The sequence below is a fragment of the Streptomyces sp. NPDC102278 genome, from assembly GCF_044766345.1.
In the GTDB taxonomy this organism is placed as follows: domain Bacteria; phylum Actinomycetota; class Actinomycetes; order Streptomycetales; family Streptomycetaceae; genus Streptomyces.
On record NZ_JBIWLV010000002.1, the window covers coordinates 623,678 to 650,039 of the forward strand.

19 protein-coding genes and 1 pseudogene are annotated in these 26,362 nt (G+C 74.6%); 9 read left to right on the forward strand and 11 right to left on the reverse strand.

The features are described 5' to 3' along the window. Positions 1-77 precede the first annotated feature (77 nt). Entirely contained in the window at positions 78-905 is an 828-nt protein-coding gene (gene modA, locus ACIRO3_RS07655) for a molybdate ABC transporter substrate-binding protein (protein WP_404133603.1), read from the forward strand. A 160-nt stretch (positions 906-1,065) separates the two neighbouring features. After that, positions 1,066-2,988: an ABC transporter permease gene (locus ACIRO3_RS07660; RefSeq protein ID WP_404133606.1), complete on the forward strand. Its 1,923-nt coding sequence runs from the start codon at positions 1,066-1,068 to the stop codon at positions 2,986-2,988. Positions 2,989-3,000: 12 nt separating this feature from the next. On the opposite strand, the gene ACIRO3_RS07665 is transcribed toward ACIRO3_RS07660, so the two are convergent. The 3 genes from ACIRO3_RS07665 to ACIRO3_RS07675 form a co-directional block, all read right to left on the reverse strand. Continuing rightward, positions 3,001-5,694: a phosphodiester glycosidase family protein gene (locus ACIRO3_RS07665; protein ID WP_404133609.1), complete on the reverse strand. Its 2,694-nt coding sequence runs from the start codon at positions 5,692-5,694 to the stop codon at positions 3,001-3,003. A 138-nt stretch (positions 5,695-5,832) separates the two neighbouring features. Next, positions 5,833-7,902 carry a SpoIIE family protein phosphatase gene (locus ACIRO3_RS07670; RefSeq protein WP_361776462.1) on the reverse strand — a complete coding sequence of 690 codons (2,070 nt, stop codon included), beginning with the start codon at positions 7,900-7,902 and terminating at the stop codon, positions 5,833-5,835. Between the two features lie 39 nt (positions 7,903-7,941). Continuing rightward, entirely contained in the window at positions 7,942-9,270 is a 1,329-nt protein-coding gene (locus ACIRO3_RS07675) for a DUF6777 domain-containing protein (RefSeq protein ID WP_404134118.1), read from the reverse strand. 182 nt (positions 9,271-9,452) lie between these two features. Here ACIRO3_RS07675 and ACIRO3_RS07680 point away from each other — a divergent pair, with 182 nt between their 5' ends. Then, positions 9,453-10,718 (forward strand): streptophobe family protein, encoded by a 1,266-nt coding sequence (locus tag ACIRO3_RS07680; protein ID WP_404133612.1) that lies wholly within the window; start codon positions 9,453-9,455, stop codon positions 10,716-10,718. A 116-nt stretch (positions 10,719-10,834) separates the two neighbouring features. On the opposite strand, the gene ACIRO3_RS07685 is transcribed toward ACIRO3_RS07680, so the two are convergent. From ACIRO3_RS07685 to ACIRO3_RS07695, 3 genes are read right to left on the reverse strand one after another with little or no spacing between them, the layout of a single operon-like run. Further along, positions 10,835-11,848 carry a serine/threonine-protein kinase gene (locus tag ACIRO3_RS07685; protein ID WP_404133615.1) on the reverse strand — a complete coding sequence of 338 codons (1,014 nt, stop codon included), beginning with the start codon at positions 11,846-11,848 and terminating at the stop codon, positions 10,835-10,837. After that, positions 11,848-12,525, reverse strand: a complete 678-nt coding sequence (locus ACIRO3_RS07690) for a hypothetical protein (protein ID WP_404133618.1) — start codon at positions 12,523-12,525, stop codon at positions 11,848-11,850. The genes ACIRO3_RS07685 and ACIRO3_RS07690 overlap by 1 nt, the downstream gene beginning before the upstream one ends. A 5-nt stretch (positions 12,526-12,530) precedes the next feature. Further along, positions 12,531-15,125: an FHA domain-containing protein gene (locus tag ACIRO3_RS07695; protein ID WP_404133620.1), complete on the reverse strand. Its 2,595-nt coding sequence runs from the start codon at positions 15,123-15,125 to the stop codon at positions 12,531-12,533. A gap of 152 nt (positions 15,126-15,277) precedes the next feature. Here ACIRO3_RS07695 and ACIRO3_RS07700 point away from each other — a divergent pair, with 152 nt between their 5' ends. The 5 genes from ACIRO3_RS07700 to ACIRO3_RS07720 all read left to right on the forward strand — a co-directional run bounded on the left by ACIRO3_RS07700 (position 15,278) and on the right by ACIRO3_RS07720 (position 20,577). Continuing rightward, entirely contained in the window at positions 15,278-16,303 is a 1,026-nt protein-coding gene (locus tag ACIRO3_RS07700; RefSeq protein WP_366146800.1) for a cation diffusion facilitator family transporter, read from the forward strand. Between the two features lie 46 nt (positions 16,304-16,349). Next, positions 16,350-16,829 (forward strand): NUDIX domain-containing protein, encoded by a 480-nt coding sequence (locus tag ACIRO3_RS07705; RefSeq protein ID WP_365996728.1) that lies wholly within the window; start codon positions 16,350-16,352, stop codon positions 16,827-16,829. Between the two features lie 48 nt (positions 16,830-16,877). Then, positions 16,878-18,131 (forward strand): Tm-1-like ATP-binding domain-containing protein, encoded by a 1,254-nt coding sequence (locus ACIRO3_RS07710; protein ID WP_366146799.1) that lies wholly within the window; start codon positions 16,878-16,880, stop codon positions 18,129-18,131. 122 nt (positions 18,132-18,253) lie between these two features. Next, entirely contained in the window at positions 18,254-19,879 is a 1,626-nt protein-coding gene (locus ACIRO3_RS07715) for a protein kinase (protein WP_404133624.1), read from the forward strand. After that, on the forward strand, positions 19,876-20,577 hold the full coding sequence (locus ACIRO3_RS07720) for a hypothetical protein (protein WP_404133627.1): 702 nt from the start codon (positions 19,876-19,878) through the stop codon (positions 20,575-20,577). Before ACIRO3_RS07715 ends, ACIRO3_RS07720 begins: the two co-directional genes overlap by 4 nt. Positions 20,578-20,668: 91 nt before the next feature. On the opposite strand, the gene ACIRO3_RS07725 is transcribed toward ACIRO3_RS07720, so the two are convergent. The 3 genes and pseudogenes from ACIRO3_RS07725 to ACIRO3_RS07735 all read right to left on the reverse strand — a co-directional run bounded on the left by ACIRO3_RS07725 (position 20,669) and on the right by ACIRO3_RS07735 (position 22,977). Continuing rightward, the gene (locus ACIRO3_RS07725; RefSeq protein ID WP_361776494.1) at positions 20,669-21,958 is read right to left on the reverse strand and encodes a bifunctional GNAT family N-acetyltransferase/ATP-binding protein; all 1,290 of its coding nucleotides are present in this window, start codon (positions 21,956-21,958) and stop codon (positions 20,669-20,671) included. Positions 21,959-22,116: 158 nt separating this feature from the next. After that, positions 22,117-22,170, reverse strand: a pseudogene (locus ACIRO3_RS07730) (DUF951 family protein); the annotation flags it as partial. 3 nt (positions 22,171-22,173) lie between these two features. Beyond that, positions 22,174-22,977, reverse strand: a complete 804-nt coding sequence (locus ACIRO3_RS07735; protein ID WP_365996732.1) for an alpha/beta fold hydrolase — start codon at positions 22,975-22,977, stop codon at positions 22,174-22,176. 293 nt (positions 22,978-23,270) lie between these two features. On the opposite strand from ACIRO3_RS07735, the gene ACIRO3_RS07740 reads away from it, so the two are divergent. Beyond that, positions 23,271-24,047 carry a trypsin-like serine peptidase gene (locus ACIRO3_RS07740; protein ID WP_404133629.1) on the forward strand — a complete coding sequence of 259 codons (777 nt, stop codon included), beginning with the start codon at positions 23,271-23,273 and terminating at the stop codon, positions 24,045-24,047. Between the two features lie 33 nt (positions 24,048-24,080). On the opposite strand, the gene ACIRO3_RS07745 is transcribed toward ACIRO3_RS07740, so the two are convergent. Both ACIRO3_RS07745 and lnt read right to left on the reverse strand, forming a co-directional pair. Then, the gene (locus tag ACIRO3_RS07745; protein ID WP_404133632.1) at positions 24,081-24,605 is read right to left on the reverse strand and encodes an NUDIX hydrolase; all 525 of its coding nucleotides are present in this window, start codon (positions 24,603-24,605) and stop codon (positions 24,081-24,083) included. An 89-nt stretch (positions 24,606-24,694) separates the two neighbouring features. Continuing rightward, a complete protein-coding gene (gene lnt / locus ACIRO3_RS07750) occupies positions 24,695-26,353 on the reverse strand; it encodes an apolipoprotein N-acyltransferase (protein ID WP_404133635.1) in 1,659 nt (552 codons plus the stop codon). Positions 26,354-26,362 lie beyond the last annotated feature (9 nt).

Here is a 26,362-nt window from a genome sequence, read left to right on the forward strand (position 1 = left end):
CCCGTCACCGGCGCGGGTCACCACCACGCGGTCCGGCACCGGGCCGGCCGCCGACCCGACCGAGGAGCTCCTGTCCCATGTCCCCGACGCCGAACCGCCGTCGTACCGTCGCCGCAGCCCTGACCACCGCCCTTCTCATGCCGGTACTCGCCGCCTGCGGCAGCGGTGACGACAAGAAGGACGAGTCCGCCTCCTCCCCGAGCGCCGCCCCCTCCTCGTCGGCGTCCGCAGCCCCCAAGGCCGCGAACCTGACCGTCCTCGCCGCCTCCTCCCTCACCGACGTCTTCAAGAACGCCGGCGCCGCCTACGAGAAGGCGCACCCGGGCACGAAGGTCACGTTCTCCTTCGCCGGTTCGCAGGAGCTCGCCGCCCAGGTCAAGCAGGGCGCCCCGGCCGACGCGCTGGTGACCGCGGACACCAAGACGATGGACGGCCTCGGGGCCGAGACCGACAGCCCGACCGTCATCGCCAAGAACCGCCTGGTCATCGCGAGCGTCAAGGGCAACCCGTTCAAGATCGACGAGCTGAAGGACCTCGCCGACACCAAGATCAAGGTCGTGCTCGCCGCGCCCGAGGTCCCGGTCGGCCGCTACAGCAAGCAGATCCTCGACGCCCAGAAGGTCGAGGTGAAGCCGGTCTCCCAGGAGCCCAACGTCCGCGCCGTGCTGAGCAAGGTCGAGCTGGGTGAGGCCGACGCCGGTCTCGTCTACAAGACGGACACCCTCAAGTCCGGCGACAAGGTCGCCGTCGTCGACATCCCGGACGGCCAGAACGCCGTGGCCTCCTACCCGGCCGCCTCGCTCAAGGGCTCCAAGAACGCCGACGCCGCGGCCGCGTTCGTCGCGTGGCTGAGCACGCCGGAGGCGCAGAAGATCCTCCAGGACGCGGGCTTCCAGAAGCCGTAACGGGCCCCGCGCCCGCATGCCGAGGGGGGGTTGCCCGGTCCGGGGGGACGGGCGGCCCCTCTCGGCTTGTCCCGTCCGCGTGTCGTACGACCCTCCCGCGCCGTCCGCCGCCGTCGCCGTAGGCTTCCCACCCGGCGAAGCCCCCAGCCAGGAACCCCACATGACCAGAGTCCGTACCCGTGTCAGGCCGCCCGTGGCCTTGGCGCTGCCCGCCCTGCTCGCCGTCGCGTTCCTGCTGCTGCCCCTCCTCGGCATCCTGACCCGCACCCAGTGGGGCGAGCTGACCACCCATCTGACCAGCCCCGACGTGGTGCAGGCGCTCGAACTCTCGCTCGTCGTGTCCTTCTGGGCCCTCGGTCTCTCGCTGCTCCTCGGGGTGCCGCTGGCCTGGCTGCTGGCCCGGGTGGAGTTCAAGGGGAAGGCGTTCGTCCGTTCGCTGGTGCTGCTGCCCATGGTGCTGCCGCCGACCGTCGGCGGTGTGGCCCTGCTGCTGGGCTTCGGCCGGCGCGGGCTCCTCGGGCCCTGGTTGGAGGGCACCTTCGGCATCACGCTGCCCTTCCACACCTCCGGCGCCGTCGTCGCGGCCACCTTCGTCGCGATGCCCTTCCTCGTCATCAGCCTGGAGGGGGCGCTCGGCGGGCTGAAGCCGAGCTACGAGGAGACCGCGTCCTCCCTCGGTGCCTCGCCGGTCCGGGTGTTCTTCACCGTGACCATGCCCATGGTGGCCCCCGGCCTGGTCGCCGGAGCGGCGCTGACCTGGGCCCGCGCGCTCGGCGAGTTCGGCGCGACGATCACCTTCGCCGGGAACCTGCCCGGAGAGACCCAGACCCTGCCGCTCCAGGTCTACCTGCTGCTCCAGGACAGCCCCGAGGCGGCCACGTCCGTGTCGCTGCTGCTCCTCGCGATCGCCATGGGCGTACTGATCGCCCTGCGCGGGCGGTGGACGGGAACTCCCGTCGCCCGCAAGGGCGCCGAGACCCCGACGGCGCCCGAGGACCCCCGCGCGGCCGGCGTCGCCGAGGCGCCGGCCGCCGCCCACGACGAAGGCCGCTGGTCGTTGCACGCCGAGGTGACCGGCTTCAACCGGCTGACCCTCGACGCCGAACCCGGCACCACCATCGCCGTCGTCGGCGAGAACGGCGCCGGGAAGACCACCCTGCTGCGCGCGCTCCTGGGCCTGACCCCCCGCGCCCACGCCCGACTCACCCTCGGCGACACCGACGTCACCGCCCTGCCCCCGCACAGACGGCACGTCGCGTGGGTCCCCCAGAACGGCGCCCTCTTCCCGCACCTCACCGCACTGTCCAACACGGCGTACGGACTCCGCGCCCACGGCACCCCCCGGGCGCGCGCCCGCGCGGAGGCACGGCAATGGCTCGACCGTCTCGGCGTCGGCCACCTGGCCCACCGCAAACCCGCCCAGCTCTCCGGCGGCCAGGCCCAACGCGTGGCCCTCGCCCGCGCCCTCGCCACCCGACCCCGGCTCCTCCTCCTCGACGAACCGCTCGCCGCCCTCGACCAGACCACCCGAGCCCGTGTCCGCCACACCCTGCGCACCCACCTCGCCGGCTTCGGCGGCGTCTGTCTGATCGTCACCCACGATCCCGTCGAGGCGGTGTCGCTGGCCGACCGCGTCCTCGTGCTCTCCGACGGCCACACCCTCCAGGACGCCCCGCCCGCCGAGGTCACCCGCCACCCCCGCAGTCCCTGGGTCGCCCGCATGCTCGGCCGCAACGCCTGGCCCGGCACCACCACCGCCCACGGGCTGGCCCTCGCCGGAGGCGGCCGGCTGGTGGTGCCGGAGATACAGCCCGAGGGGGCGTCGGCGCTCGCGATCATCGCCCCGGAGGCCGTGTCACTGCACCGGGACCGCCCGAGCGGAAGCGCGCGCAACGTCTGGCCCGGGACCGTACGGGAGATCACCGCGACCGGCAGCCGACTGCGCGTGCTGGTCGCCTCGGTCGAAGTGCCCGATCTGGTCGCGGAGATCACCCCGGAGGCGGCCGTCGAACTGGGCATCGTCGACGGAGCCGGTGTCTGGTGCAGCGTCAAGGCCACGGAGATCACCCTGGTGTCGCTCTGAGCGGCGCCCGCGTCAGCGCGCTGTCGCCGTCCCGGGCAGGACCGACAGCCACTCCCCCGCGGCGAAGGCGTCCACCCCGATCAGGGTCCGGCCGGCGCGTCCGACCGCGACGGTCGGCACGCCCTCGGTGCGACCGGCCGTGAAGCGGGGGGCGTCGAGGGTGAACAGGGCGGCGCGCTTGCCGGTCGTGCGCCGGAACTCGGCGAGTCGCCGGGTCAGCAGGGCGGCTTCCGTCCGGTCGACGACGCCCGGCGCGTACCGCTGCACGACGGCCACCGCGCCCGTGCCCGGCTCCCGGCCGGCGGCCGTCAACGCTTCGGCGAGGGCCCGCATCCGGTCCAGGCCGCCCCCCGCGTCGAGGGTACGACGACGACCGTCGAGCGGCACGAAGCGCACGCCCCGGTGCGTGAAGCCCGGCGGGCCGGCCGCCCGACCCAGTACGAAGTCCACCCCGCGGCCCGGTGGCCGCCCGTCCGACGAGACCGCGAACCGCCAGGGCCGCGCCCCCACCCCGGCGGGCGTCGACACGACCGGGTCCGGGGGGAGGGTGGCGGTCGGGGCGGGCCCGGTCGGCGGGGTCTCGGCGGTCAGCGTGTCCAGCAACAGCCGGGCCGGGCCGCTCCCCCCGGTCGCCGACAAGCCGGTGAGGCGCAGCGGTGGCTCGGCCGTCGCCGGCAGCGGCAGGGTGATCCGGTGCCAGCCGGACCGGTCCCCGGCCGGCCCGCGCAGGGTGAGGCCGGCCCCGTTCCCGTCGCTCAGGTGCACCGCCGGTCGTGCCCCGGACCCGTCTCCGGCGACCCAGAGGGACACCGAACGGGCCTGCTCCGGCAGGCGGATCGGGCGGGGGGCGGTGGCGGTGACGGCCGGGGCGGCGGGGCCGGGCAGGGTCAGGGCGATCCCGGTCCCCGGCCGGCCCTCGCCCGGGGCGGCGGCCGCACCCGCGCCCGTCCAGCGGCCGGCGTCCTCCAGGTCGGCCAGGGGCAGCGCGTCCAGCCCCGCCCCGAGGGCCAGTTCGGCGGTCGCGCCGGTGGCCGGGACGGTGACGCGCAGCCGCCCGGTGGCCCGCGCGACCAGCGCCCGCACGGTGAAGCCGCCCCGCCCGTCGTGGGCGACCCGCCAGTGGGAGCGGTCGTACCGCAGGGCCGTGTCCCGGGGTTCGACGGTGGTCGCCCGGCCCTGGGCGTCGTACCCGGTCAGGTCGAAGCGGGCGCTCTGTGTCCGGTCGGCGAGCCCGATCCGGTCCCGGGTCGGGCGGACGCGGGTCAGCGGTCCGAGCACCTCAAGGACCAACGCGCCCTCTGCGGAACCCGGTTCGGCCGGGACCGCGCCCGCCCGTACGGTGACGGTCCCCGGCCGTGACCCGCGCAGGACTCCGTCGGGGCCGATCCGGCCGGCGCCCTGCGCCGACCAGGACGGTGCGCCGGCGGCCGGGCCGAGCGCGGAGTCGTGGCCGGTGGCGGTCAGGGTGCGGGTCAGCCCGGGGAAGAGGCGGGTGGCGCCGCCGGCGGCCTCGATCCGGTGGCCGGCCAGCCGCCCGGAGCCCGTCGGGGCGGTGAGCGCGAGCCCGTTGGGGACCGGCCGGGGCGCGCCGTCCGACGGGGTGTTCTCCAGGGTCGGGGCGGCCGCCCCGGCGAGTGCGGCGAGGAGGGTCGAGGAGCCGCCGCCGTCCAGGTTGAGCGCCTCGTGGGAGCCGAGCCGGCGCATCAGGCGGCCGAGCCCGGTGAGGGTGAGCCCGCCGCTGGCCGGCATCCGGCCGTCCACGGTGACCAGGCGCAACGACCGGCCGTCCCGGGAGAGTCCGACGGCCGTGCGCGGGGCGGCGGTGTTGTTCGGCTCGCCGTCGTGGTTCTGCGGGACGCCGGCCACGACGAGGGATTCACGTCCGCCGACGGCCGCCAGGGGCGCCGGTCCGGAATCCGGCAGCGGCGCGGCGGTGACGGCCACGGGGTCCCCGACGCGCAGGGCGGCGAGTTCGGCCGCCGCCGCCCCGGAGGCGACCAGCAGCGTGGTGCCGGGGGCGGGGCGTTCCCGGCGCGCCGGACGTCGGACGGCCGTGGCCGCGAGGGCGACGCGGCCGTCGCGCAGTTCCACCGCCGGGCCGGTGACGGGGAGTACGGAGCCGGGCCAGTCGGCGGTGTACACGGTAAAGCCCTCCGCGGGCGGGTGGGCGGCGTTGTAGCCGGCCGGGGTGCGGACCGCGCCGCCGGGCAGGGTGATGCTCCCGGTGAGGGCCAGGCGCAGGACGCGGCCGCTGCCGTCGGGGGCGAAACCGACGGCGGCGCCGGCGCCGGGCGACGCGGAGTGCAGCAGCCGACCGGCCCGCACGCCGGGGCCGAGGGGGGCTCCGGTGCGCCGGATGTCGAAGAAGTCCCCGTTGACGGCCCCGACGACACGGCGCCCCGGCCCGACCGGGTGGTGGGCGACGGCCTCGGCGACCGTCTCGGTTCCGCGCCCGCCCAGGTACTCGGCCCGTACCCCGCCGGACGCGGCGAGGTCGACGACGAGTTCGTCGATCCGCAGCCAACGGTCGCTCTCCAGCCGGTCGTACGACTCCAACCGCACCCCGGGAGCGACCGGACGGGAGGTGCGGGCGGTCTCGACGCCGTCGTCGCCCTCCGCGGCGAGCGCCGTCGACGGCCCGGCGAGCAGGGCGCCGCAGAGGAGCGGGGCGAGCAGGGCCGCCAGGGGCGGCCGGGGGATCGACACCCGGGAAGGATTTCGCGGGTCCGCGCGGGCACGGGAGCACGACCCGGGCGGGGAGCGGCGTGTTCAGCCATTCGCCGCGTGTGCAGCCGTCGCCGCGTGTTCAGCCGTTCGCCGCGCCGGGCCGGGCGGCGGGTACCGCTACGCGGCCCGTCCGGGGACGAGGAACTCGCACCACACGCACTTGCCGCCGCCGCGGGGTTCCACCCCCCAGTCGTCGGCGAGCCGGTCCACCAACAGCAGACCGCGGCCGGAGACCGCCCAGTCGCCCGCCTCGCGCCGGTGCGGCAGGGCGCTGCTGGAGTCCTCGACATCGATGCGGATCCGCCCCTCCGCGGTCAGCCGCAGGCTGACGTGCCCGCCGCCGTCGGTGTGCACCAGGACGTTCGCCATCAGCTCGTCGGCGGCCAGCTCGATCTCGTCCGCCCGGTCCCGGGCGCCCCAGGCGGCCACCGCAGCCCGGATCAGGTGCCGGGCCAGCGCGGGGCCGTCCGGGTCGCCGGGCCTGAGTTCGTGGCGCAACGGGCCGCCGCCGCGCGGGGCGGGGGTCCCTCGGCGGCGCAGCAGGAGCAGGGCCATGTCGTCCCCGGCGCCCGCGTCCCCGACGAGGTCGCACAGCACGTCGGCGAGCGGCTCGACCTCGACCGGGCCGGCCCGGACCGCGTCCATGACCTCCCGCAGCCCGGAGTCGCGGCCGACGCCGCGACGTTCCGTCAGGCCGTCCGTGCAGAGCAGCAGCGTGTCGCCGGGGTGCAGTTCGACGCTGGTCACGGGGTACCCGGTGCCGGTCCCCGGCTCGTCGCGGGCGGGCAGTCCGAGTGGCAGGCCGCCGGCCACCTGGATCCGGTGACAACTGCCGTCGCCGCGCCGCACGACCGGGTCGAGGTGGCCGGCCCGGACGAGGTGCAGCATGCCGGTGTTCAGGTCCACTTCGCCGTAGGTGCAGGTGGCGAACCGTTCCGTCGCCAGCTCCCGCAGGAAGGTCGAGGCCCGCGCCATCGCCGTGCCGGGCGTGTGCCCCTCGGCGATGTAGGCCCGCAGGACGATCCGCAACTGGCCCATGACGGCCGCCGCGTCGGTGTCGTGGCCCTCCACGTCCCCGATCATCACCCCGACCCGGCCCTCACCGAGGGGGATCACGTCGTACCAGTCGCCGCCGATGTCCCGGCCCATCCCGGCCGCCCGGTACCGTACGGCGATCTGCGCGCCCGGCACCTCCGGGATGCGGCGCGGCAACATGGCCCGCTGGAGTCCCTCCGCGAGATCGTGTTCCTGCTCGAAGAGGATGGCCCGCTGAAGGCTCTGCGCGATGCCACTGCCCAGGGCCACCAGCAGGTTGCGTTCCTCCGCGGTGAAGTCCCCGTCCCGGCCGTAGAGCAGCCCGAGCGCGCCCACGGGACGGCCCTGGGCGATCAGGGGCAGGTACACCCCGCTGCGCACGTCGAGCGGTTCGATGTACGGCCACAACTGCGGGTAGCGCCCCTGGAACTCCTCGCGGGAGGCGATGTAGACCGCCTGGAGGGTGCGTACGGCCTCGCTCATCGGCAGTCGCGCGTCGATGCGGGTGTACTCGATCTCGGGCACGTAGGAGCCGAGCTGTCCTTCGGCGACCAGGTGGACCCGGGCGCCGTCGACGACGCCGAGCATCACGCTGACGGCTCCGAGGTGCCCGAGGGCCTCGGGGTCCTTGAGCACGTCGGTCACGTCGTTGACCGTGCGCGCGTGCGCGAGGATCGCGGTGGTCCGTTCGACGACGCCGGTCATCCGGCGGCGGCCCTCGTTGCGTTCCCCGGCGGCTCCCGGCTCGACCGGGTCGTGGGCGGCGTCGCGGAGGATCCCGATGACGCGGTACGGACGGCCGTCGCGCGGGTCCCGCAGGATGTGGCCCTGGATGTGGGTCCAGCCGGTGGCTCCGTCGCGCCCGCGGGTGCGGAAGTACGCCCCGTAGTGGCTGCGGCCGTCCTTCAGCGCCTGGGCGACGCGCGCGTCGATCCGCGTCTCCTCCCCGGGTGCGAGCCGGTCGCGCAGTCCGGCGGGGGTCCCGTCGAACTCCTCCGGACGCAAGTCGAGGACCTCGAGGGCGGTTGCGTCCAAGTGCATCTGTCCGCTGTCGAGGTCCCAGTCGAAGGTGCCCATGCGGTTGAGCGCGAGACTCGTGTCGGGCCGCGCGGGCCAGTCGACCTCGGGGGTCGTCTTTCCCCGCTGGTCCATGCAGCCAGGGTCTCACTCTTCCCGGTCCGGGGCGCGCGGTCACGGCGTACGGGGACCGGCGTCCGAGGGGGGCGCCGGCGAGGACGGCGTGAGCGGCGGGCTGTCCGACGGGGCGATGCGGGCGGGCGGGGAATCCGCCGGGGCGTCGCTCGGGGTCGAATCACTCGGAGTGGAGTCGCCCGGGGCCGAGTCGCTCGGGGTGGAGCCGGCGGGCGAATCCGAGGCGGGGTCCTGCGGGGACCGCCCCGGGGGCCGCGCGGAGGACTCCGCGGGGCTGTCGGACGGGGTGACACCGGGGGTGTCGCCCGGAGACCGCGTCGGGGTGTCGGTGGTCCTCCCGGTGTCGTCGACCGTCGGCGAGCCGCTCCCCGGGGGCGCGGTGGTGTCCGGGGGCGTGGTGCCCGTCGGGGTGGGGGTCGCCGGCGGGGGCACCGGCTTGTCGCGCTCGCCGTCGTGGTCGGCGCGGTCCCGTCCGTACCAGGTCCCGTCGTGGTGGTCGTAGATCACGAAGGTGTTCACGACCTTCGTCGAGGGGGCGACGACCACCACCCGCTGCGGCCGGTACGCGGGCCACGACTGGCCGGTGCGCTTCGCGTCGGCCCGCGACGCGACCGGCTCACCGAGCGGATTGCCGCAGGCACAGCGCACGCGCGGTACCCCGCGGTCGTCCACGAGCACGGCCGTCCCGGCCTGGAGCACCGCCTGATAGGGGGTGGCCGTGCCGTCGCGGTAGCCGTGGTTGGTGACCCGGGTGTCCGCGCGCAGCCGGAGGGGGGTCAGGGAGCGCAGGTAGTCCGGTACGGCCTCGGGTCGGATCCCGAGGGCGGACGCGAAGGCGGTGTTCTTGGCCGGTTGCCCGGTCAGCGCCGTGATCTGCTTCCCGACGTCACAACTGGCGGTGTTCCGGGTGCCCCCGTACAGCCCGGGTGCGGCGCCGCTGACGCTGCGCGTGACCGTCGCGCCGGTCGCCGGCGCGCTGTCGCTCGCCGACGGCGGCGGGCTCTGCGCCGGCGGTGCGGCCTCCTCGGCCGCCGTGGACTCGGTGAACGGGGCGGGACCCGTGGCGGAGGCCGGCTGGAGGAAGACCTCTCCACCGCCGGCCCGGGTGGAGGAGGGCGTGCCGCTCGGCCGGGTGAGCACCACGACCAGCGCCACGACGGCCGCCAGGGCTACGACCGCCGCGGCCAACCGGGGTCCGGAACGCCACCACGGGCCCTTGCCGGACGGGCCGGTGGGCGCGGGACCGGCGGGGCCGGCGGGCCCTCCGGGCGGTGGTTCGGGCGGTCCTCCCCGCCGCCCGCCCGAGAGGGGGCCGGAAGGGGGACCGGACGGGCGCTCGGACGGCGACGGTGACGACCGCGGGGGCAGCGGCGGTTCCTGGCCGGAGGGTTGCGTGGTCACGGGCTCTTCTTCCAGGCGGAGGAGTTCCGGTTCCGGGGTGGACGTTCCGTGACGGTGTACGGAAATCTCCGGATTTCTTGCGCTCCTGCGGACCATTGTGTGGGGCGTCCGGGTGGTGGCCGCAAGCCGAGGGTGCCTACCGTTGTCGGGTGAGCCGAACGTCAGCAACGACCTCCGGTGGCTCCGCGCGGGCTTGGCGTGACGCCCTCGTCGCCGTCGTGGCGGGATTCGCGGTGATGATCGTGATCGCCGCGGCGGGACTGGCCTGCGCGGGTGCGGGTGACCTTCCGGGGGGCGCGTTCCCCCACGTGGTGGCCGCCGTGGTCGTGATGGCGGCAGGCGGCTCGGTCGGGGTGTCCGGCGGCGCCGGCTTCCTGGCCGAGGCCGACGTGAGCCTGTCCGTGCTCCCCCTCTCGGTGACCCTGGCCGGCGCCCTGACCGTCGGCCTGTGCTTCCTGCGCCCCCTGCACAACCGGGCGGTGGCCCACCCGCGCGAACTGCTCGGACGGGTCGTGCCGTTGGTGGTGCTGTGGCTGCTCGTACTCGTCGGCGTCGCGCTGCTCGCCCGGCGGGACTTCGGGATCTCCACCGGCGACTCCCCCGTCGGGGAGATCGGCGAACTCCTCGACGCCGCCCCTACGGTGGGCTTCCGCGCCGAGCTGCCGGCCACGCTGTTCTTCGGACTGCTCTGGATCCTGGGCCTGTTGGCGATCACCCTGCTCGTCTCCCGGCGCGCGCCGCTGCCCGCCGCCCTGGTCCGCTTCCACACGGCGGTGCGCCCGGCCGCCTTCGCCACGGTCGTGCTGCTGCTGACGTACGTGGCCCTCGGCGCGGTCGCCGGCCTGGTGGTGGCGGCCACCCGGGGGCATGCCGCGCAGACGTTCGCGGTGATCCTGCTGGGCCTGCCGAACCTGGCGTGGCTCGCGCTGACGCTGGGCTTCGGCGGGTCCTGGGAGGGCCGTGTGGAGGGGCCGTTCGGGCTGCCGATGCCGCAGTTGCTGGACCAGGTGCTGCGCGGCCCCGACCTGTCCGCGGTGGACGTCGCCTCGCTCGCGGGGCACGACTCCCGGGCATGGTGGCTGGTTCCGGTGGCGGCCGTCCTGCTGCTGGGCACCGGGGTGCTGGCGGCCGTGCGCTCCCCCGCGCACGTGCGGGCCCGGCAGCACGCGCTGCACTTGGCGGTGGCCCTGGCGCTGGCCACCCTGTCGGTGTGCCTGACGGCCTCCGTCCAGGCCGAGTTCGGTCTGTCGCTGCTCGGGATCGGCGACGCGGGTGGTCTCGGGGGCAAGGTCGATCTCACCCCGCACCTGTGGCGCAATGTCGGCCTGGCCCTCCTGTGGGGCGCCGTGGCGGGCTTCCTCGGCGCTCTGGTGGCCCGGCCGCTGCGCCGCCGCGGCCGGGTGCGGCAACCCTGATCCCGCGGGGCAGCGACCCCGATCCCGGGAACCGATGGGCCGTACGGGTGAAGAGCGGGAGGCCGGTTTGTCGGGGCATCGCCGGTCCGCACGGGCGCGGGGGCCGGTCGACGGTTTCAATCCCGGCCCCGCGACCGGAAGACCGGCAGCGCCCAACGCGGCGGCGGGGGCGCCGGTCCCGGCTCGACCGGCGCCGCGGCGTCGTCGGGCGGCGGGGCCGGCGTCGTCCCGGTGGGCGGGCGCCGGCCGTCCGTCGGCGGTTCCTCCCCCGCCCGGCGCAGCGCCCCGGTGAACTCCAGGCAGGTGCGCCAGCGTTCCTCCGGTGACTTGGCCAGGGCCTTGGCCAGCACCCCGTCCACCGCCGCCGAGAGGTCCGGCCGCTCCGCGCTCACCGGCGGCGGCGGGTCGTACTGGTGGGCCCAGAGGAGGGCCATGTCGTCGTCCCGCCGGAACGGTGGGCCGCCGGCCAGCATCTCGTGGACGACGCACCCCAGGCCGTAGACGTCGCACCGTCCGTCCACCGGCTTCCCGGAGATCTGTTCCGGCGCCACGTAGTCCAACGTCCCGACGAACTGTCCGACGCTCGTGAACCCGGTCAGTGACAGGGATTTCTTCGTCAGTCCGAAGTCCGTCAGGTAGACGTGTTCGGGGTGCTCGCTGTCGGTGCCCGCCGCGACCAGGATGTTGCCGGGTTTGACGTCCCGGTGGACCAGGTCGTGGTCGTGGGCCGCGTCCAGGGCCGAGGCCACCTGCCCCGCGATCCGCGCGGCCGTCGCCACCGGCAGCGGACCGGTGCGGTCGAGCATCGCCCGCAGGTCCTGCCCGGCGACGTGGCGCATCGCGATGTACAGCAGACCGTCGGCCTCGCCCGCCTCGAAGACCGGCACGATGTGCGGGTGGTCGATGGACGCCGCCACCCTCGACTCGTGCGCGAACCGCTGCCGGAACGTGTCGTTGCGGGCCAACTCGGGGGCCAGCAGCTTCAGGGCCACGACGCGGTCCAGGCGCAGGTCCCGCGCCCGGTAGACGACGGCCATGCCGCCGCGCCCGATCTCGCCCTCCAACAGGTATCCGGCGATCCGCGTCCCCGGCTCGGCCGGTCGGCCTCCCGGGGCCCCCGCGGCGGGCATCACGTGCCACCGCCCCCGGGCGTCTCGACGATCCGCGTCGGCTCGTGCCCGTCCGCCGGCCCGGGGGGCGCCTCGCCCGCCCCGTCGTCGGCCACGGTCCCGTGAGGGGGTGGGGTCCCGGCGGGCGTCCGTCCGCCGGGTTCCGGGGCGTCGACCGGCGGCTGCGGCCCGGGGGCGGCGCCCGGTTCCGCGACGACCGCGTAGGTCGCCGGCCGGGTCCCGTCGCCGTACGTCCACCGCCCGGCGGCCTCGTCGTAGAGCCAGATCTCGGCCCCGTCGAGGACCACCCCGGTCCGCAGGTCCCGGGTGGCGCGCCGGAAGCCGTCGGGGTCGATCCGGCCCGAGGCGAGTTCGTCGACGGCCCGGCGATAGCGCTCCAGGGCTTCGGCGCCGCGGGCGAGCAGGGGTCGGGGGTCCTCGCTGCGGGACAGGGGGCGTCCCGCCGTGGGCGGCGGCCGCGGGACCACGACGAGCAGCCGGCCGTCCACCCAGGCGGACCAGCCGTTGGCGCAGAGGATCTCCGCCCATTCGCCGCGCCGGGCCAGGAGTTGCACGGGCAGGAAGGCGTCCAGGGCGGCGGCGGGCCGCGAGACGTCCGGTTCCTCCCAGGCGGGCAGCCCTTCTCGGGGCACGACGTGGGTGGGCCGGAAGTCGGCGACGCCTTCGGGGCTCGTCACGCGGCCTACTTCCGCATGATGGCGGGTTCGTGCCGGCGCAGCAGTCGGGAGACGAGTACGCCGAACAGCACGGACAGCGCGACCAGCATCCCGAGGTTCAGCAGCCACACGCCGACGGAGTGGGCGAACAGCGGGTCGTCGGTGAGGGGACCGGGCACGATCGCGCCCAGGTCGATGGTGCCCGCCATCGCGCCGAGTGCCCAGCGGGAGGGGACCAGCCAGGACAGTTGTTGGATCACCGGTACCCCGTCCAGTTGCAGGAGCGCCCCGCAGAAGACCACCTGGACGATGGCGAGGAGGACCAGCAGCGGCATGGTGACCTCCTCCTTCCTGACCAGGGCGGAGACCAGCAGGCCGAGCATCATCGCGGTGAACGACAGCAGGGCGACGGCGAGGGTGATCTCGATCAGCGGTGGCATGAGGACGCCCTTGCCGTCGGGGGCGCCGAGGTTCACGCCGAGCAGGGCCACGAGCGTCAGCACGACGGCCTGGGCCACGGTGATCGCGCCGAGGACCACCACTTTGGACATCAGGTAGGCGGAGCGGGACAGCCCCACCGCGCGTTCGCGCTGGTAGATGGTCCGTTCCTTGACCAGCTCGCGCACCGCGTTGGCGGCGCCGGTGAGCACGCCGCCCACGCACAGGATGAGCAGGGCGTTGATCGCCGTCTCCAGGGTGAGGGTGCTCCCGGCCAGGGCGCGGGCCATGGCGCCCATCACGAACGGCAGCGCGATCATGATGGCGAGGAAGGTGCGGTCCGCGCTCAGCGCCGCGGCGTACCGCCGGATCAGAGTGGAGAGCTGGGAGCCCCAGCTCTGCGCCTTGGGCGGAGGGGCGACGAAGCCGGCCGGTCCGGTCCTGCCGGCCGCGGCCGGGGGCTGGGAGGCGGCCCCGCGCACGTACCTGCGGTGCAGGGGGGAGGCCGCGTACTCGGCGGCCCAGTCGCGGTCCTGTTCGTTCTCGAAGGCCTCGAAGGCCTCGGGCCACTGGTCGTAGCCGAAGAAGGCGAGGGTCTCGTCGGGCGGTCCGAAGTAGGCGACGCGCCCGCCGGGGGCGAGTACGAGCAGCCGGTCGCAGACGTCGAGGCTGAGCACGCTGTGGGTGACCACGATGACGGTGCGACCGTCGTCGGCGAGGCCGCGCAGCATGTGCATCACGGAACGGTCCATCCCGGGGTCGAGACCCGAGGTGGGTTCGTCGAGGAAGAGCAGGGAGGGTTTGGTCAGGAGTTCCAGGGCGACGGACACCCGCTTGCGCTGGCCGCCGGAGAGGCTGTGAATGGGCTGGTCGGCGCGCTGCCCGAGGCCGAGCTCGCCGATCACCTCGTCCACCCGCGCCTGGCGTTCCGCCTTCTCGGTGTCCTGCGGGAAGCGCAGTTCGGCGGCGTAGGTCAGGGCGCGGCGCACCGTGAGTTGGGCGTGCAGGATGTCGTCCTGCGGCACGAGGCCGATGCGGCTGCGGAGTTCGGCGTAGTCGCGGTAGAGGTCGCGCCCGTCGTACAGGACGGTTCCCTGGTCGGCGGGGCGCAGGCCGGTGAGGGCGCCGAGCAGGGTGGACTTGCCGGCTCCGCTGGGGCCCACGACGGCGAGCAGGCATTTGGCGCCGACGGGGAAGGAGACGTGGTCGAGCAGGACCTTGCGGCCGTGGTCGACCGCGACGGCGAGGTCCTGGACGTCGAGGGAGACCTCACCGGTGTCCACGTACTCCTGGAGTTGGTCGCCGACCAGGCAGAAGGCGGTGTGGCCGATGCCGACGACGTCCCCCTCGGCGATCGGCGCGCGCTCGACGCGGGCGCCGTTGAGGTAGGTCCCGTTGTGGCTGGCGAGGTCGACGATCTCGTGGGTGCCGTCCGCGAGCGCCCGCAGTTCGGCGTGGCGCCGGGAGACGACGAGGTCGTCCACGACGAGGTCGTTGTCGTCGGCGCGCCCGATGCGTACGGCGGTCCGCGCGGGCAGCGGGCGGACCGAGGTCGGCCGGGCGAAGGTGCCGGTGAGCCCGGGGTGCGCCACGGAGGACGGCCGCGAGGCCCCGCCGGCGGACCCGGTGGACGCCACATGCGCCGCCGGCCAGGCGGGGGTGGCGGACGGCGCGGGGGCGGCCGCGGGCGCGGGCGGCGCGGCGGCCTCCGGGGTGACCGAAGGCGCGGCGGCGGCCTCGGGGGTGACCGCGGGCGCGTCAGCCTCGGGAGTGGCCGCGGGAGGGGCGGCGGCCTCCGGGGTGACCGCAGAAGCGGCGGCGGCCTCGGGGGGCATCGCACGCTCGGCTGGCGTCGTGGACGGCGCGGGTCCGAGCAGGAGGGCGCGCGGGCCGTCGTCGACGCTGCCGAAGCGCAGTTCGCTGCCGGCGCCGACGTTCCACGCGTGGACGCGGCGCCCGTCGGCCCAGGTGCCGTTGGTGCTGTTCTCGTCCTCGACGGTCCAGTGGTCGCCCTCGGCGCGCAGGACGGCGTGGTGCCAGGAGACGCGGGCGTCGTCGAGGCAGATCTCGCAGAGGGGGTCCCGACCGACGTGGTAGGTGCGGACCGGGCTCAACGCGGTGGAGCCCCCGGTCGTTTCCACAACGAGTTCGGGCGCGGTCGGCACACCGGGGCGCTGGACCATGGTCAGATTTTCCCACGATCCGACCGACTCGGCATAACCGCAGGTCAGAGCCGCCTTATGGGTAATGACAACGGTCCCCGTTGCAGCCTTTGCCCATCTTCGAAAGGTGCGCTTCACTTCACGCGTCGGAACCGAACAGACGGGGGATTGCGATGACCGGGCACGATCACGCGAAGGATCACACCCACGGCCACGGGGCCCACGGCCACGGCGGCCACGGCCACGGGGTCGACCCGAACGCCGACCGCCGCTGGCTGGGAATCGCCCTCGCGCTGATCGCGGGCTTCATGGCCGTCGAGGTGGTCGTCGGCGTCATGGCGCACTCCCTGGCGCTGATCTCCGACGCCGCGCACATGCTGACGGACGCCGTCTCGATCGTCCTCGCGCTGATCGCGATGCGACTCGCCGCCCGTCCGGCGCGCGGTGGGTTCACGTACGGCCTCAAGCGCGCCGAGATACTCTCCGCCCAGGCCAACGGCCTCACCCTGCTCCTGTTGGCCCTCTGGTTGGCGTACGAGGCGGTCCGCAGGCTCCTCGACCCGCCGCCCGTGGAGGGTGGGCTCGTCCTCGTGACGGCGCTGGCGGGGATCGTCGTGAACGTGGTGGCGGCCTGGTGCATCTCGAAGGCGAACCGCTCCTCCCTCGCGGTGGAGGGCGCCTATCAGCACGTGCTGAACGACCTGTTCGCCTTCATCGGCACCGCCGTGGCCGGCCTGATCGTGCTCACCACCGGGTTCGTGCAGGCCGACGCGATCGCCTCGCTCGTGGTGGTGGCGCTGATGGTGAAGGCGGGCTACGGGCTGGTCCGCGAGTCCGGTCGGATCTTCCTGGAGGCCGCCCCGGCCGACACGGATCCGGACGCGGTCGGCGATCGGCTCGTCGGGCACCCGCCGGTGACCGAGGTCCACGACCTGCACATCTGGACCATCACCTCCGGTCAGGCGGCGCTCTCCGCGCACGTCCTGGTGGAACCGGCGGGCGACTGCCACGCGGTGCGCCGTGACCTGGAGGGGCTGCTGGAGAAGGAGTACGGGATCACGCACACCACCCTCCAGGTGGATCACACGCAGGACGAGTTGCTCTCGGTCGGGCGGGGGCCGGGCCAGGTCCCGGCGGGCGACTCGCACTGTGCGGACGCGCACGGTCCGGTCCACCGCGAGGGCCCGCACGACCACTGACGGTCCGGCGGTGCCGGCGTCCCGTCCGCGGGGCATACATACCGGCATGGCACAGAAACGCAGCGCCGGCCTGCTCCTCTTCCGTCGGGCCGGCGAAGAGGAGACCGACATCGAGGTCCTGCTCGGCCACATGGGCGGGCCGCTGTGGGACCGGCGCGGCGACGCCGGCACCTGGGCGATCCCCAAGGGCGAGTACGGCCCGGACGAGACCCCGCGCGACGCGGCCCGCCGGGAGTTCACCGAGGAGATCGGTCTGCCGCCCCCGGACGGCCCGTACCTGCCCCTGGGCGAGATCCGGATGCCGAGCGGGAAACTGGTGACGATCTGGGCGGTACGGGCGGACCTCGATCCGGCCCTCATGGTGCCGGGGACCTTCACGATGGAGTGGCCGCCGCGCTCGGGGCGGATCGGCGAGTTCCCGGAACTGGACAAGGTGGCCTGGTTCACTCCGGCGGTGGCCGAATCCAAGCTTCTTCCCGGCCAAGTGGCTTTCCTGGAGCGGCTGTTGGTGCTCCTGAAGGGTTGACCCGACCTTGACTTGCCAACAAACCCCACCTGCGTGGACATTGCACATATGACGAGCGTCGTGCTGGTGGGGACCCTGGACACCAAGGGTGTGGAGTACGGCTGGTTGCGCGAGAGGCTGCTGCGCGCCGGCGTCGAGGTGGTACTGGTCGACACGGGGATCATGGACGAGGCCCGCGTGCCCGCGGACGTCCCGCGCGAGGCCGTCGCGCGGGCGGCGGGAACGGAACTCGCCGACCTGCGCGCGGCCGCCGACCGGGGGGCGGCCGTCACCGCGATGGCCGCCGGGGCGGAGGCGACCCTGCTGCGCCTGCACGCCGAGGGCCGGTTGCACGGGGTGCTCGCGATCGGCGGGAGCGGCGGCACGTCCATCGCGACCCGGGCCATGCGGGCCCTCCCGCTGGGCGTGCCGAAGGTGATGGTCTCCTCGATGGCGTCCGGGGACGTGGCCCCGTACGTCGGATCCTCGGACATCACCATGATGTACAGCGTGGTGGACATAGCGGGAATCAACAGCGTCTCCGCTCCCGTGCTCGCGAACGCCGCGGCGGCGGTCGCCGCGATGGCCGGGGGCTTCGCCCGCGCATCCCGGGAGCGCGGCCCGACCCGGTTGGGCGCGGGGAGCCGGCCGCTGATCGCGGCGAGCATGGCCGGCGTGACCACGATCGGTGTGGACGCGGCCCGGGAAAGACTGACCGAACTGGGCTACGAGGTGCTCGTCTTCCACGTCAGCGGCACGGGCGGCCGGACCCTGGAGAAGCTGGCGGGCCAGGGGATCTTCGCGGGGGTGTTGGACCTCACCCTGAGCGAGCTGGCCGACGACCTGTGCGGGGGCATCCTGACGGCGGGCCCCGACCGGCTCAGCGCGGCCGGCAGGGCCGGGGTTCCGCAGGTGGTGAGCCTGGGGGCGCTGGACATGGTGAAGTTCGGCCCGTTGGAGAGCCTGCCCGAACGGGCCCGGTACCGGCGGGTGCGCGTGCACAATCCCTCGATCACCGTCATCCGCACCACCGCGTCCGAGTGCGCCGAACTGGGCCGGCGGGTCGCGGCCAAGCTGCGCGCGGCCACCGGTCCCACGGCCGTGTGCGTCCCACTGCGCGGACTGTCCACGCTCGGCGCGCCGGGTGGCCCCTACCATGACCCCCGTGCGGACGGGGCGCTGTTCTCGGCTCTGCGCGAAGGATTGCGGGGCAGTGCCGCCCGGCTGTACGACCACGACACCCACATCAACGACCCGGCGTTCGGCCGGGACGCGGCCGACCGTCTGCACGCCATGATCGGCGCGGAACGGGCGGCGGCCTGACACCCGTACGAGACACCCCGTGAGGTTGGGAACCAGCCGTGGCGGAAACCGTGTCCCAGGAGGTGGCCGGTCGGGGGACGACCGGGAACCGGGCGCGGCGACGCCACGGACGGGGGCGAACGATGGACGACGTGTGGACCGTACCCGGGTACACCCAGGTCCGGGAGCTCGGTGCGGGCGGCAGCGGCCGCGTGGTCCTCGCCGTGCACGGGGCGACGGGCACGGCGGTCGCGGTGAAGTACCTGAGCGACCGGTTGCGCGAGGACCCCGCCTTCGTCCGTGAGTTCCGGGCGGAGGCCCGGCTGCTCGGCGGCCTGCGCTCGCCGTACGTGGTCGGCCTGTACGAGTACGTGGAGGCGCCCGGCGGCGCCGCGATCGTCATGGAACTGGTCGACGGGATCTCCCTGCGCGCCCTGCTGAAGCAGTCGGGCCGGGCGGACGCCGAGTCCGCGCTGGTGGTGCTGAAGGGTTCCCTGCTGGGCCTGGCGGCGGCGCACCGGGCGGGGGTGGTCCACCGGGACTACAAGCCGGAGAACGTGCTGGTCTCGCCGGACGGTTCGTCGAAACTGGTGGACTTCGGGATCGCGGCGGGCCGCGGCACCACGCCCGGCGTGGCGGGCACGCCCGCCTACATGGCGCCCGAACAGTGGCAGGGACGGCCGGCCTCCCCCGCCGCCGACGTGTACGCGGCGACGGCGACCTTCTTCGAGTGCCTCACGGGCCGCAAGCCCTTCGACGGGACCAACTTCGCGGAGCTGGCGGTCCAGCACATCGAGGCGCCCGTGCCGGAGACGGAGGCCCCGGAACCGGTGCGCCCGCTGATCCGGCGTGGTCTGGCCAAGGAGCCCGAGCGGCGGCCGGAGAACGCCGAGGCGTTCGTCGCGGAGTTGGAGGGCGTGGCCCTGGCCGCGTACGGGCCCGACTGGGAGGAGCGCGGGCAGCGCAAACTGGCGGCGCTGGCGGCCTTGTTGCCGTTGCTGTTCCCCTCGGCGGGGGCGCCGTCCGCCGGCGCCACCGCGCTCGCGACGACCGTCCTGAAGCCGCCCCCGACGAGCCTGCTGCCGGGCCGGCGCGGAGCGCTCGCGGCGGGCGCGGTCCTGGTGGTGGGGGCGCTGCTGATGTTCACGTACGACGCGGTCGGCGGCGAGCCGGACGGCGCGGCGGCGCTGAGCGCTTTCGCGACGACCAGCCCGGGTACGCCGACGGCCTCGCCGGCGCCCGGCCCGAGTCCGTCGGGCTCCCCGTCGGCGTCGGTGTCGCCGTCCGCGGATCCCTCGACGTCCGCGTCCCCGTCCGCCTCGCCCTCGACGCCCACGAGCCCCGGCGCGAGCGTCACCCCGACACCGACGCCCACACCGACCCTCACCGAGCCGACCCCGACCCCCACTCCCACCCCCACGCCGACCCCGACGCCCACCGCGACCCCGGTGGTCGTCTCGGGGGTGTCCGTCACCCTGTCCGCCGCCCCGGGCTCCGGTCGGGCGACCGTGTCCCTGGACGTACGGGGAGGACCGGCGACGGTGACCCTCGCGTGGTTCCGCGGCGACGGCCCGGGCGACCTGCGCTCCGCCGACGGCACGGATTCCGTCGCCGTCGAGGCCGGGACGGGTCCGGTGACGGTGAGCCATGCCCTCGCCCGGGTCGGCGGCTGCCAACTGAGCGTGCGGGTCACCACCGAGCCGGCGTCCGGCAAGGCCGCCGTCGACTCGACGCTCATCCCCAGGTGTCGGCAGGAGGTACCGCGATGAGCGAGGCCCGTCCTCCCGAGGCAGACGACTACAGCGCCACCGTCCTCGGCAGTCACTGGTTCAGCGGCCCGGCCCGGGACCCGGCCGACGAACCGGCCGTACCGGCGGCGGCCGAACCGGCGACGCGGCGGCTCGACGAACCGGACACCACGAGGCGGTTCGACACGCCGCAGACCACTCCCGGAGCGGTGCCCGACCGGATCGAGGGCTCGGTCCTGCGCTTCGGCCCCGGGGTGACGGCGGCCGTGCCCGCGCCGTTCCCCGTGGTCGTCGGGACCGCGGTGGGCGCCCCGCGCCGCCGGGGCGGTCAGTGGCGTCGGTACACCCTGGCCGCCGTGGTGCTGGCCGCGGTGCTCGCGTACCTGGGCTGGCAGCGCTTCGGACCGGCCGTCGAGGTGCGGGACGTGGCGGTGAGCACCGATCCGAAGGGCCCGAGCTGCGATTCCGCCGCCGACGTGGTGGCGCTCGTACGGACGAACGGGCGGCCGGGAACCCTCGCGTACCGCTGGCTCCGCAGCGACGGCACCCGCTCGGAGCGGCTCACCGAGCGGGTGCCGAGCGGGCAGCGGGAGGTCTCGCTGCATCTGCTGTGGACGTTCCAGGGCGCGGGGACCTACCCCGCGCGCGCCGAGATCGAGTTGGTGTCGCCCTCGCGGCGCACGGCCTCGGTGGAGTTCGTCTACCGCTGCCGCTCCTGAGGGGCCCCGTCCGGCGGGCAGGCCCGCGGCCCCCTGCGGGGAGTGGCCGCGGACCGCTCCGTCCCCGTCGGGCGGGACGTGACGACAGGACCTAGAACCGGGCGTGCGCGGTGATGTCCGCCGCGAACTCCCCCGTCATCGCCGGGGTCACCGAGGGCCGGCACTGGGCGACCGCCGCGAGGTAGTCGTCGGTGCTCGCTCCGAGCTGCGCCGCCGACGCGCCCCGGGTGCCCACGGCTTCCAGGTCCCGTTCGAAGGACGCCTGCGCGGCGGCCCGGGCGGCGTGCTCGATGTCCGCCGGGGTGAACAGTTCGCTCGCCTCCACCAGCGCCGCCACGTCCACGTCCGCCCGCCCGGCCGTGTGGCGCGACCAGATCGCGGCGCGGGCCCCGGCGTCGGGGGTGCCGATGGGGATCAGGTAGTCGAAGCGGCCGGGGCGCAGGAAGGCGGGGTCGAGGGAGCGGACGGAGTTGGTCGCGCAGACCAGCAGCCGTTCGTCGCCCTCCCGGAAGCCGGGTATCAGTTTGAGCAGTTCGTTGGTCACCCCGTGGATGCCGCCGGGCTGCGCGGGCTCGGTGCGTACGGGAGCGATCTCCTCGACCTCGTCGATGAAGACGAGGACGCGTTCGAGTTCGCCGATGCGGGCGAAGGCGTCGCGCAGCGCGGCGGCCAGGTTCCCCTCGTCGGCGAGCCGGGAGGGCAGCAGTTCCACGAAGGGCCAGCCGAGTCGGGAGGCGATGGCGCGGGCGAAGGTGGTCTTGCCGGTGCCGGGGGGCCCGAAGAGGGCGATGGCGCGCGGCGGCCGCACCCCGTGCGCGGCGGCCCGTTCGGGTTCGGCGAGGGGCAGCACCACGCGGCGCTCGATGAGGTCCTTCTCCTTCTCCATGCCGGCGACCTTGGTCCACAGGTCGTTCGGCAGGAACCGACCGCCGAGGTCGTCGAGGAGTCCGGCGGCCGGTCCGTGCAGCGGCTCGGTCTTCTCGAAGTAGGCGACGGCCGGCTGGCGGGTGTAGCCGGCGTTGAGCAGGCCTTCGCCGAGCAGGTCCTCCTCGGGCAGGACGTAGGCGATCCGCCCGACGCGGGCGGCGATGAGGCGGCGCTCCAGTTCGACGAGGAGGGCGCTGGCCAGGCCTCGGCCGCGCCAGCCTGCGGCGATGGCTATCCGCATCACCCAGGCCCGCTCGCCGGTCACGCAGGCCAGGGCCGCGCCGATCGGGACCCCCTGGTGGACGGCGACCACGCAGGGCTGCCGGTCGGTCAGGGCACTGATGCACTCGGCGAGCGAGAAGACGGACTCCTGGCCGAGTTCGGCCGTGGTGTCGATCAGATGCACCACCGCTGCGAGATCGCTCTCGCGGTAGTCGTGGATGAGCCAGTTCACCGGGTACCGCCCCTCGTTGCGTGCTCCTGCGGCGAGGCTAGGGGCGGCAGGGGCCGGCGATCACGTTCCGTCGTGCACAACAGCCGTGCGGGAACCGTCCGTGTCGTCCATAGACCGGTCCCTTCCGCCGTCGCTTCGCACGGAGGTCCCGGGTTCCTTCATGACATCCCACACCTCATGACATCCCACAGGTCCGCGCCGCACGGGTGGGGAGGTCAGTGCGTGTGGGAGTCCAACCAGCCGAGCGAGGCGCGGGCCAGGTCCGGCCAGCCGTGGTCGACGGTCAGGGAGTGGCCCCGGTCCTCGAAGCACTGGTACTCGGTGGTGGCGTGGGAGTCCCGGTACTGCTTGTAGGTGGAGCGGGTCAGCACGTCCGGGACGGTGTGGTCGAGGCGGCCGGACAACAGGAGCAGCGGGCCGCGGGTCTCGTTGCCGGTGTTCACCCGAGCGGCGGAGTGGGGGACGAAATTGCCGAGCGCCAACTGGAACAGGGGACGGGCCGGGCTCGGGATCGTCCACTCGTCGTACAACTCGGCGGATTCGCGTGCGGAGACCGCGTTGGCGAAGCCGTAGCGGAACTGTTCGGTGTTCAGCGACACCGCGTGCTTGATGTTCACGGGGTCGCGCAGGAAGGCGAAGGTCGATTTCGCCTGCGCCGGGGCGATGGCCTTCACGCCTTTGATCTGGCCGGGGCAGACGGCCACGGCCGCCGATCCCAGCCCCTGGCCGAGCAGGTGCTGGGCGATGAACCCGCCCACCGAGTGCCCCACGAGCACCGGCGCGACGGGCAGCTCGCGGATGACCCGGGCGTGCGCCTCGGAGATCTCGGCCAGCCCCACGCCGGCCTGGTCGCCGGGGCGTCGGCGGGCCTCGGTGACGGTGTCGGGGACCCCGGGCCACTCGGGCAGGATCGGTTCGAACCCCGCGTCGAGGAAGGCCTCGGCCCAGCCCTGCCAGCTCGTGGAGTGCAACCAGAGCCCGTGGATGAACACCACGGGCGTGCGGTGCGGTGTGGTCATGGCGGGACACCTCCTGGGACCCCCGGCGCCTCTGCCAGTCTCGCCCCGGCCGGAGGGGGACGCCTGCGGAGTCCTCGCCGGGGCGTTCCCACGAGCGGGATCGGCGCGGGCTCCTGCGAGCGGGATCGGCGCGGGCTCCTGCGAGCGGGATCGCCGGGGAGCCCGGATCCTGGATGGACCCGGGTCGCGGAGAGACCGGGCTTCGCAGGGTGATTCGTCCGGGTCCGCCATTCACAGCGGATTCATATGGAATTCCGGGATCCGGACACAGTCTCGAAGGGCAGGCTCGGAACATGATCCATCGCGCGCTTCCCCGACAGACCGGCCGCGCCCGCGCCAGGCGGGCACCCCGGATGGTGCTCGCGCTGGCCGCGATGGCCGCGCTGCTGGGCATCGACCTGCCCGACACGGCGGTCGCGCCGCCCGAGGGAGTCACGGCGCAGGCCGTCCCCGACCGGACGGCGGACCGGGTGGGCGCGCTGTTCGCGGGCGGGCTGGACGGTGGCCACTTCTGTACCGCGGCCGTGGTGCGCAGCGCCGGTCGCGACGTGATCGCCACCGCCGCGCATTGCCTGGACCACCCGGAGGTCACCGTGTTCGCACCGGGCTACCGGGACGGTCGGGCCCCGTTCGGACTATGGAAGCTGCTCGATGTGCACGTGGCCCCGGGCTGGACCGACGACGAGGACCCGGACGAGGACATAGCCTTCGCCACGGTCGCCCCGCTGGACGGCGGAAAGGCGGCGATCGAAGACGTGGTGGGCGGGTTCCCGGTGGCCCCCGAACAGCCGGACGACGTGTCGGTGACCGTCCTCGGCTATCCGAGCACCGAGGAAGCCCCGCTGCGCTGCGCGAACGGCACGTCGATGTTCTCCGAGACCCAGCGCCGCATCGAGTGCCCGGACCTCAGCGGCGGCACCAGTGGCAGCCCCTGGCTGGCGAACGGCGCGCTGGCCGGGGTGCTCGGCGGGTACGAGGGCGGCGGCACGGTGCCGGACGTCTCGTACAGCGCCGTGGTGGGGGACCAGGCGCTGGAGCTGTACCGGGAGGCTGCGGTCCCGGCGGGCTGACGGACCCGCGCCGTACCCGGGCCCTCCGCCCCGTCACTCATCGCCCGCCGCGTGCGCGGGCCCGTTCGACGCGGCGGTCAGCGCCTCGGACGGGATCTCGAACCAGGTCGGCCCGTCGGTCAGGGCACGGTGGATGCGGTCCAGGCCGAAGTCGTCCAGCGGGGGCAGGTCGTCCAGTTCGAACCAGGCCACTTCCAGCGACTCGTCGTCGTTGGCCCGGGCCTCGCCGCCGGTGGCCCGGCAGCGGAAGGTGATGTCCTGGAACTGACAGACGTCCCCGTTCGGGTACACGATCGGCTCGAGCATCTGGACCAGGACGACCCGCTCGGGAACGCAGTGCACGGCCGTCTCCTCGAAGACCTCCCGCACCGCCGTCTGCGCCGGCTGCTCGCCGGGCTCGGCGATGCCGCCGATCACGGCCCACCGGCCGGTGTCGGACCGGCGGCCCAGCAGTACCCGGTCCCGGTCGTCGATGACGATCGCGGTGACCCCGGGCAACAGGAGCAGTTGGTGCCCGGCGGTGGCCCGGATCGAGCGGATGAAATCAGGTGTGGTCATGACCCGACCCTACGAGGCGCGGGCCGTCTCCTTCGGATCGTGTCGGTGGGGCCCCGCAGTGTCCGTGCCGTGTCCGGCGCGGCCGGCCGTCACGCCGCCCGGCGGGCCCGGATCCGGCGTACGAGGACCCATCCCAGGCCGCCCGCGGCGATCAGGACCAGCGCGTACTCGGGCAGCGGTCCGAGCCGGGTGGCCGGGGTCTGCGTGGAGCGCAGCGGGACCTCCTCCACCAGCGCGTCGGCGGTGAACATCCTCGTCTGCCGCACGACGCTTCCGTCGGGCCGGATGACGGCGCTGACTCCGCTGGTGACGGGGACGAGCACGGTCCGGCTGTGTTCGACGGCGCGGACGCGGTCCATGGCGAGCTGCTGGTAGGTCATCTCGGAGCGGCCGAAGGTGGCGTTGTTGCTCGGTACGGCGATGACCTGCGCGCCGGCCCGGACCGTGGAGCGGACGGCGTCGTCGAAGGCGGCCTCGTAGCAGGTGACCATGCCGACCCGGCTGCCCGCCATGTCGAAGACGCCCGGGTCCTTGCCGGGTCCGAAGTCGCGGCGGACCCGGTCCACGTCCTTGCTGAAGATCCGGATGACGGAGCGCATGGGCATGCGCTCGCCGAAGGGTTGGATCTTGCGCTTGTCGTAGGTCCGGGTGGGGCCCTTGGCCGGGTCCCAGAGGATCATCGTGTTGCGCAGGGGGCCGGTCGGCGGCGCCAGGACGGAGCCGATCGCGACGGGGACGCCGATGCGCTTGACGGCGTTGTCGATGACGTCGTGGGCGTCGGCCTCGGCGTAGGGGTCGATGTCGGAGGAGTTCTCCGGCCAGACCACGAAGTCGGGCTGCTCGACGCGGCCCGCCTTGACGTCGTCGGCGAGCTGGAGCGTGCGGTTGGCGTGATTGTCCAGGACGGCGCGGCGCTGGGAGTTGAAGTCGAAGCCGGCGCGCGGGACGTTGCCCTGGATGACGGCGGCGACCGAGGTGCCGTCCTCGGCGGCGTCCGACACGAGCGGACGGGCCGCGAGGGCCGCGACGACGGGGGCGGCGACGGCGAGGACCGCGAGGGCCACCGTGGTCCGGCGGGGGTCCCGGCGGGCGACGCGTACGACCTCGTACAGCCCGAATCCGCAGAGGGCGACCGCGAAGGACAGCAGCGGGGTGCCGCCGAGGGCGGCGAGCGGGAGGAGGAACCCGTCGGCCTGGCCGAAGGCGAGCTTGCCCCAGGAGAAGCCGCCGAAGGGGACGCGCGCGCGCAGGGCCTCGGCGGCGACCCACAGGGCGGCGGCCCACAGCGCCCGGCCGGGGAGCTTGCCGACGAGGGCGATCCCGAGCCCGGCGAGACCGAGCAGCAGGGCTTCCAGGGTGGCGAGGGCCAGCCACGGGACGGGGCCGACCTCCTCGCCGGTCCAGGCGAGCAGCGGGACGAGGTAGCCGAGGCCGAAGAGGAAGCCCAGTCCGAAGCCGGCTCGGGCGCGGCGGCCGTACAGGCAGCCGGCCAACAGGGCGAGGGCGAACGGCGCCAGCCACCACAGGGGGCGTGGCGGGAAGCTCGCGTAGAGCAGCAGTCCGGCGAGGACGGCGATCACGGAGCGCGTCTGCCACGGGGCCTTGCGGGCACCGGCAAGCACGGCCCGCGACAGGCGGGCGGCCGGCCGCTTCCCGTCGTCGGGACCACCGGGACGCGTGTCGGCCGCGGCTGCCGCGGTGGAGGGGGAGGGCTCGTTCCCGGCCGCGCGGGTGACACTGCTGCTCATCTGGCGGAG

What these genes read in the sequence shown, in the direction of transcription:
- modA (WP_404133603.1), top strand. Translation starts at nt 78, where the DNA reads ATGTCCCCGACGCCGAACCGCCGTCGTACCGTCGCCGCAGCCCTGACC.
- ACIRO3_RS07660 (WP_404133606.1), top strand. Translation starts at nt 1,066, where the DNA reads ATGACCAGAGTCCGTACCCGTGTCAGGCCGCCCGTGGCCTTGGCGCTG.
- ACIRO3_RS07670 (WP_361776462.1), bottom strand. Translation starts at nt 7,902, where the DNA reads ATGGACCAGCGGGGAAAGACGACCCCCGAGGTCGACTGGCCCGCGCGG.
- ACIRO3_RS07685 (WP_404133615.1), bottom strand. Translation starts at nt 11,848, where the DNA reads ATGCCCGCCGCGGGGGCCCCGGGAGGCCGACCGGCCGAGCCGGGGACG.
- ACIRO3_RS07695 (WP_404133620.1), bottom strand. Translation starts at nt 15,125, where the DNA reads ATGGTCCAGCGCCCCGGTGTGCCGACCGCGCCCGAACTCGTTGTGGAA.
- ACIRO3_RS07700 (WP_366146800.1), top strand. Translation starts at nt 15,278, where the DNA reads ATGACCGGGCACGATCACGCGAAGGATCACACCCACGGCCACGGGGCC.
- ACIRO3_RS07705 (WP_365996728.1), top strand. Translation starts at nt 16,350, where the DNA reads ATGGCACAGAAACGCAGCGCCGGCCTGCTCCTCTTCCGTCGGGCCGGC.
- ACIRO3_RS07710 (WP_366146799.1), top strand. Translation starts at nt 16,878, where the DNA reads ATGACGAGCGTCGTGCTGGTGGGGACCCTGGACACCAAGGGTGTGGAG.
- ACIRO3_RS07715 (WP_404133624.1), top strand. Translation starts at nt 18,254, where the DNA reads ATGGACGACGTGTGGACCGTACCCGGGTACACCCAGGTCCGGGAGCTC.
- ACIRO3_RS07720 (WP_404133627.1), top strand. Translation starts at nt 19,876, where the DNA reads ATGAGCGAGGCCCGTCCTCCCGAGGCAGACGACTACAGCGCCACCGTC.
- ACIRO3_RS07735 (WP_365996732.1), bottom strand. Translation starts at nt 22,977, where the DNA reads ATGACCACACCGCACCGCACGCCCGTGGTGTTCATCCACGGGCTCTGG.
- ACIRO3_RS07740 (WP_404133629.1), top strand. Translation starts at nt 23,271, where the DNA reads ATGATCCATCGCGCGCTTCCCCGACAGACCGGCCGCGCCCGCGCCAGG.
- ACIRO3_RS07745 (WP_404133632.1), bottom strand. Translation starts at nt 24,605, where the DNA reads ATGACCACACCTGATTTCATCCGCTCGATCCGGGCCACCGCCGGGCAC.
- lnt (WP_404133635.1), bottom strand. Translation starts at nt 26,353, where the DNA reads ATGAGCAGCAGTGTCACCCGCGCGGCCGGGAACGAGCCCTCCCCCTCC.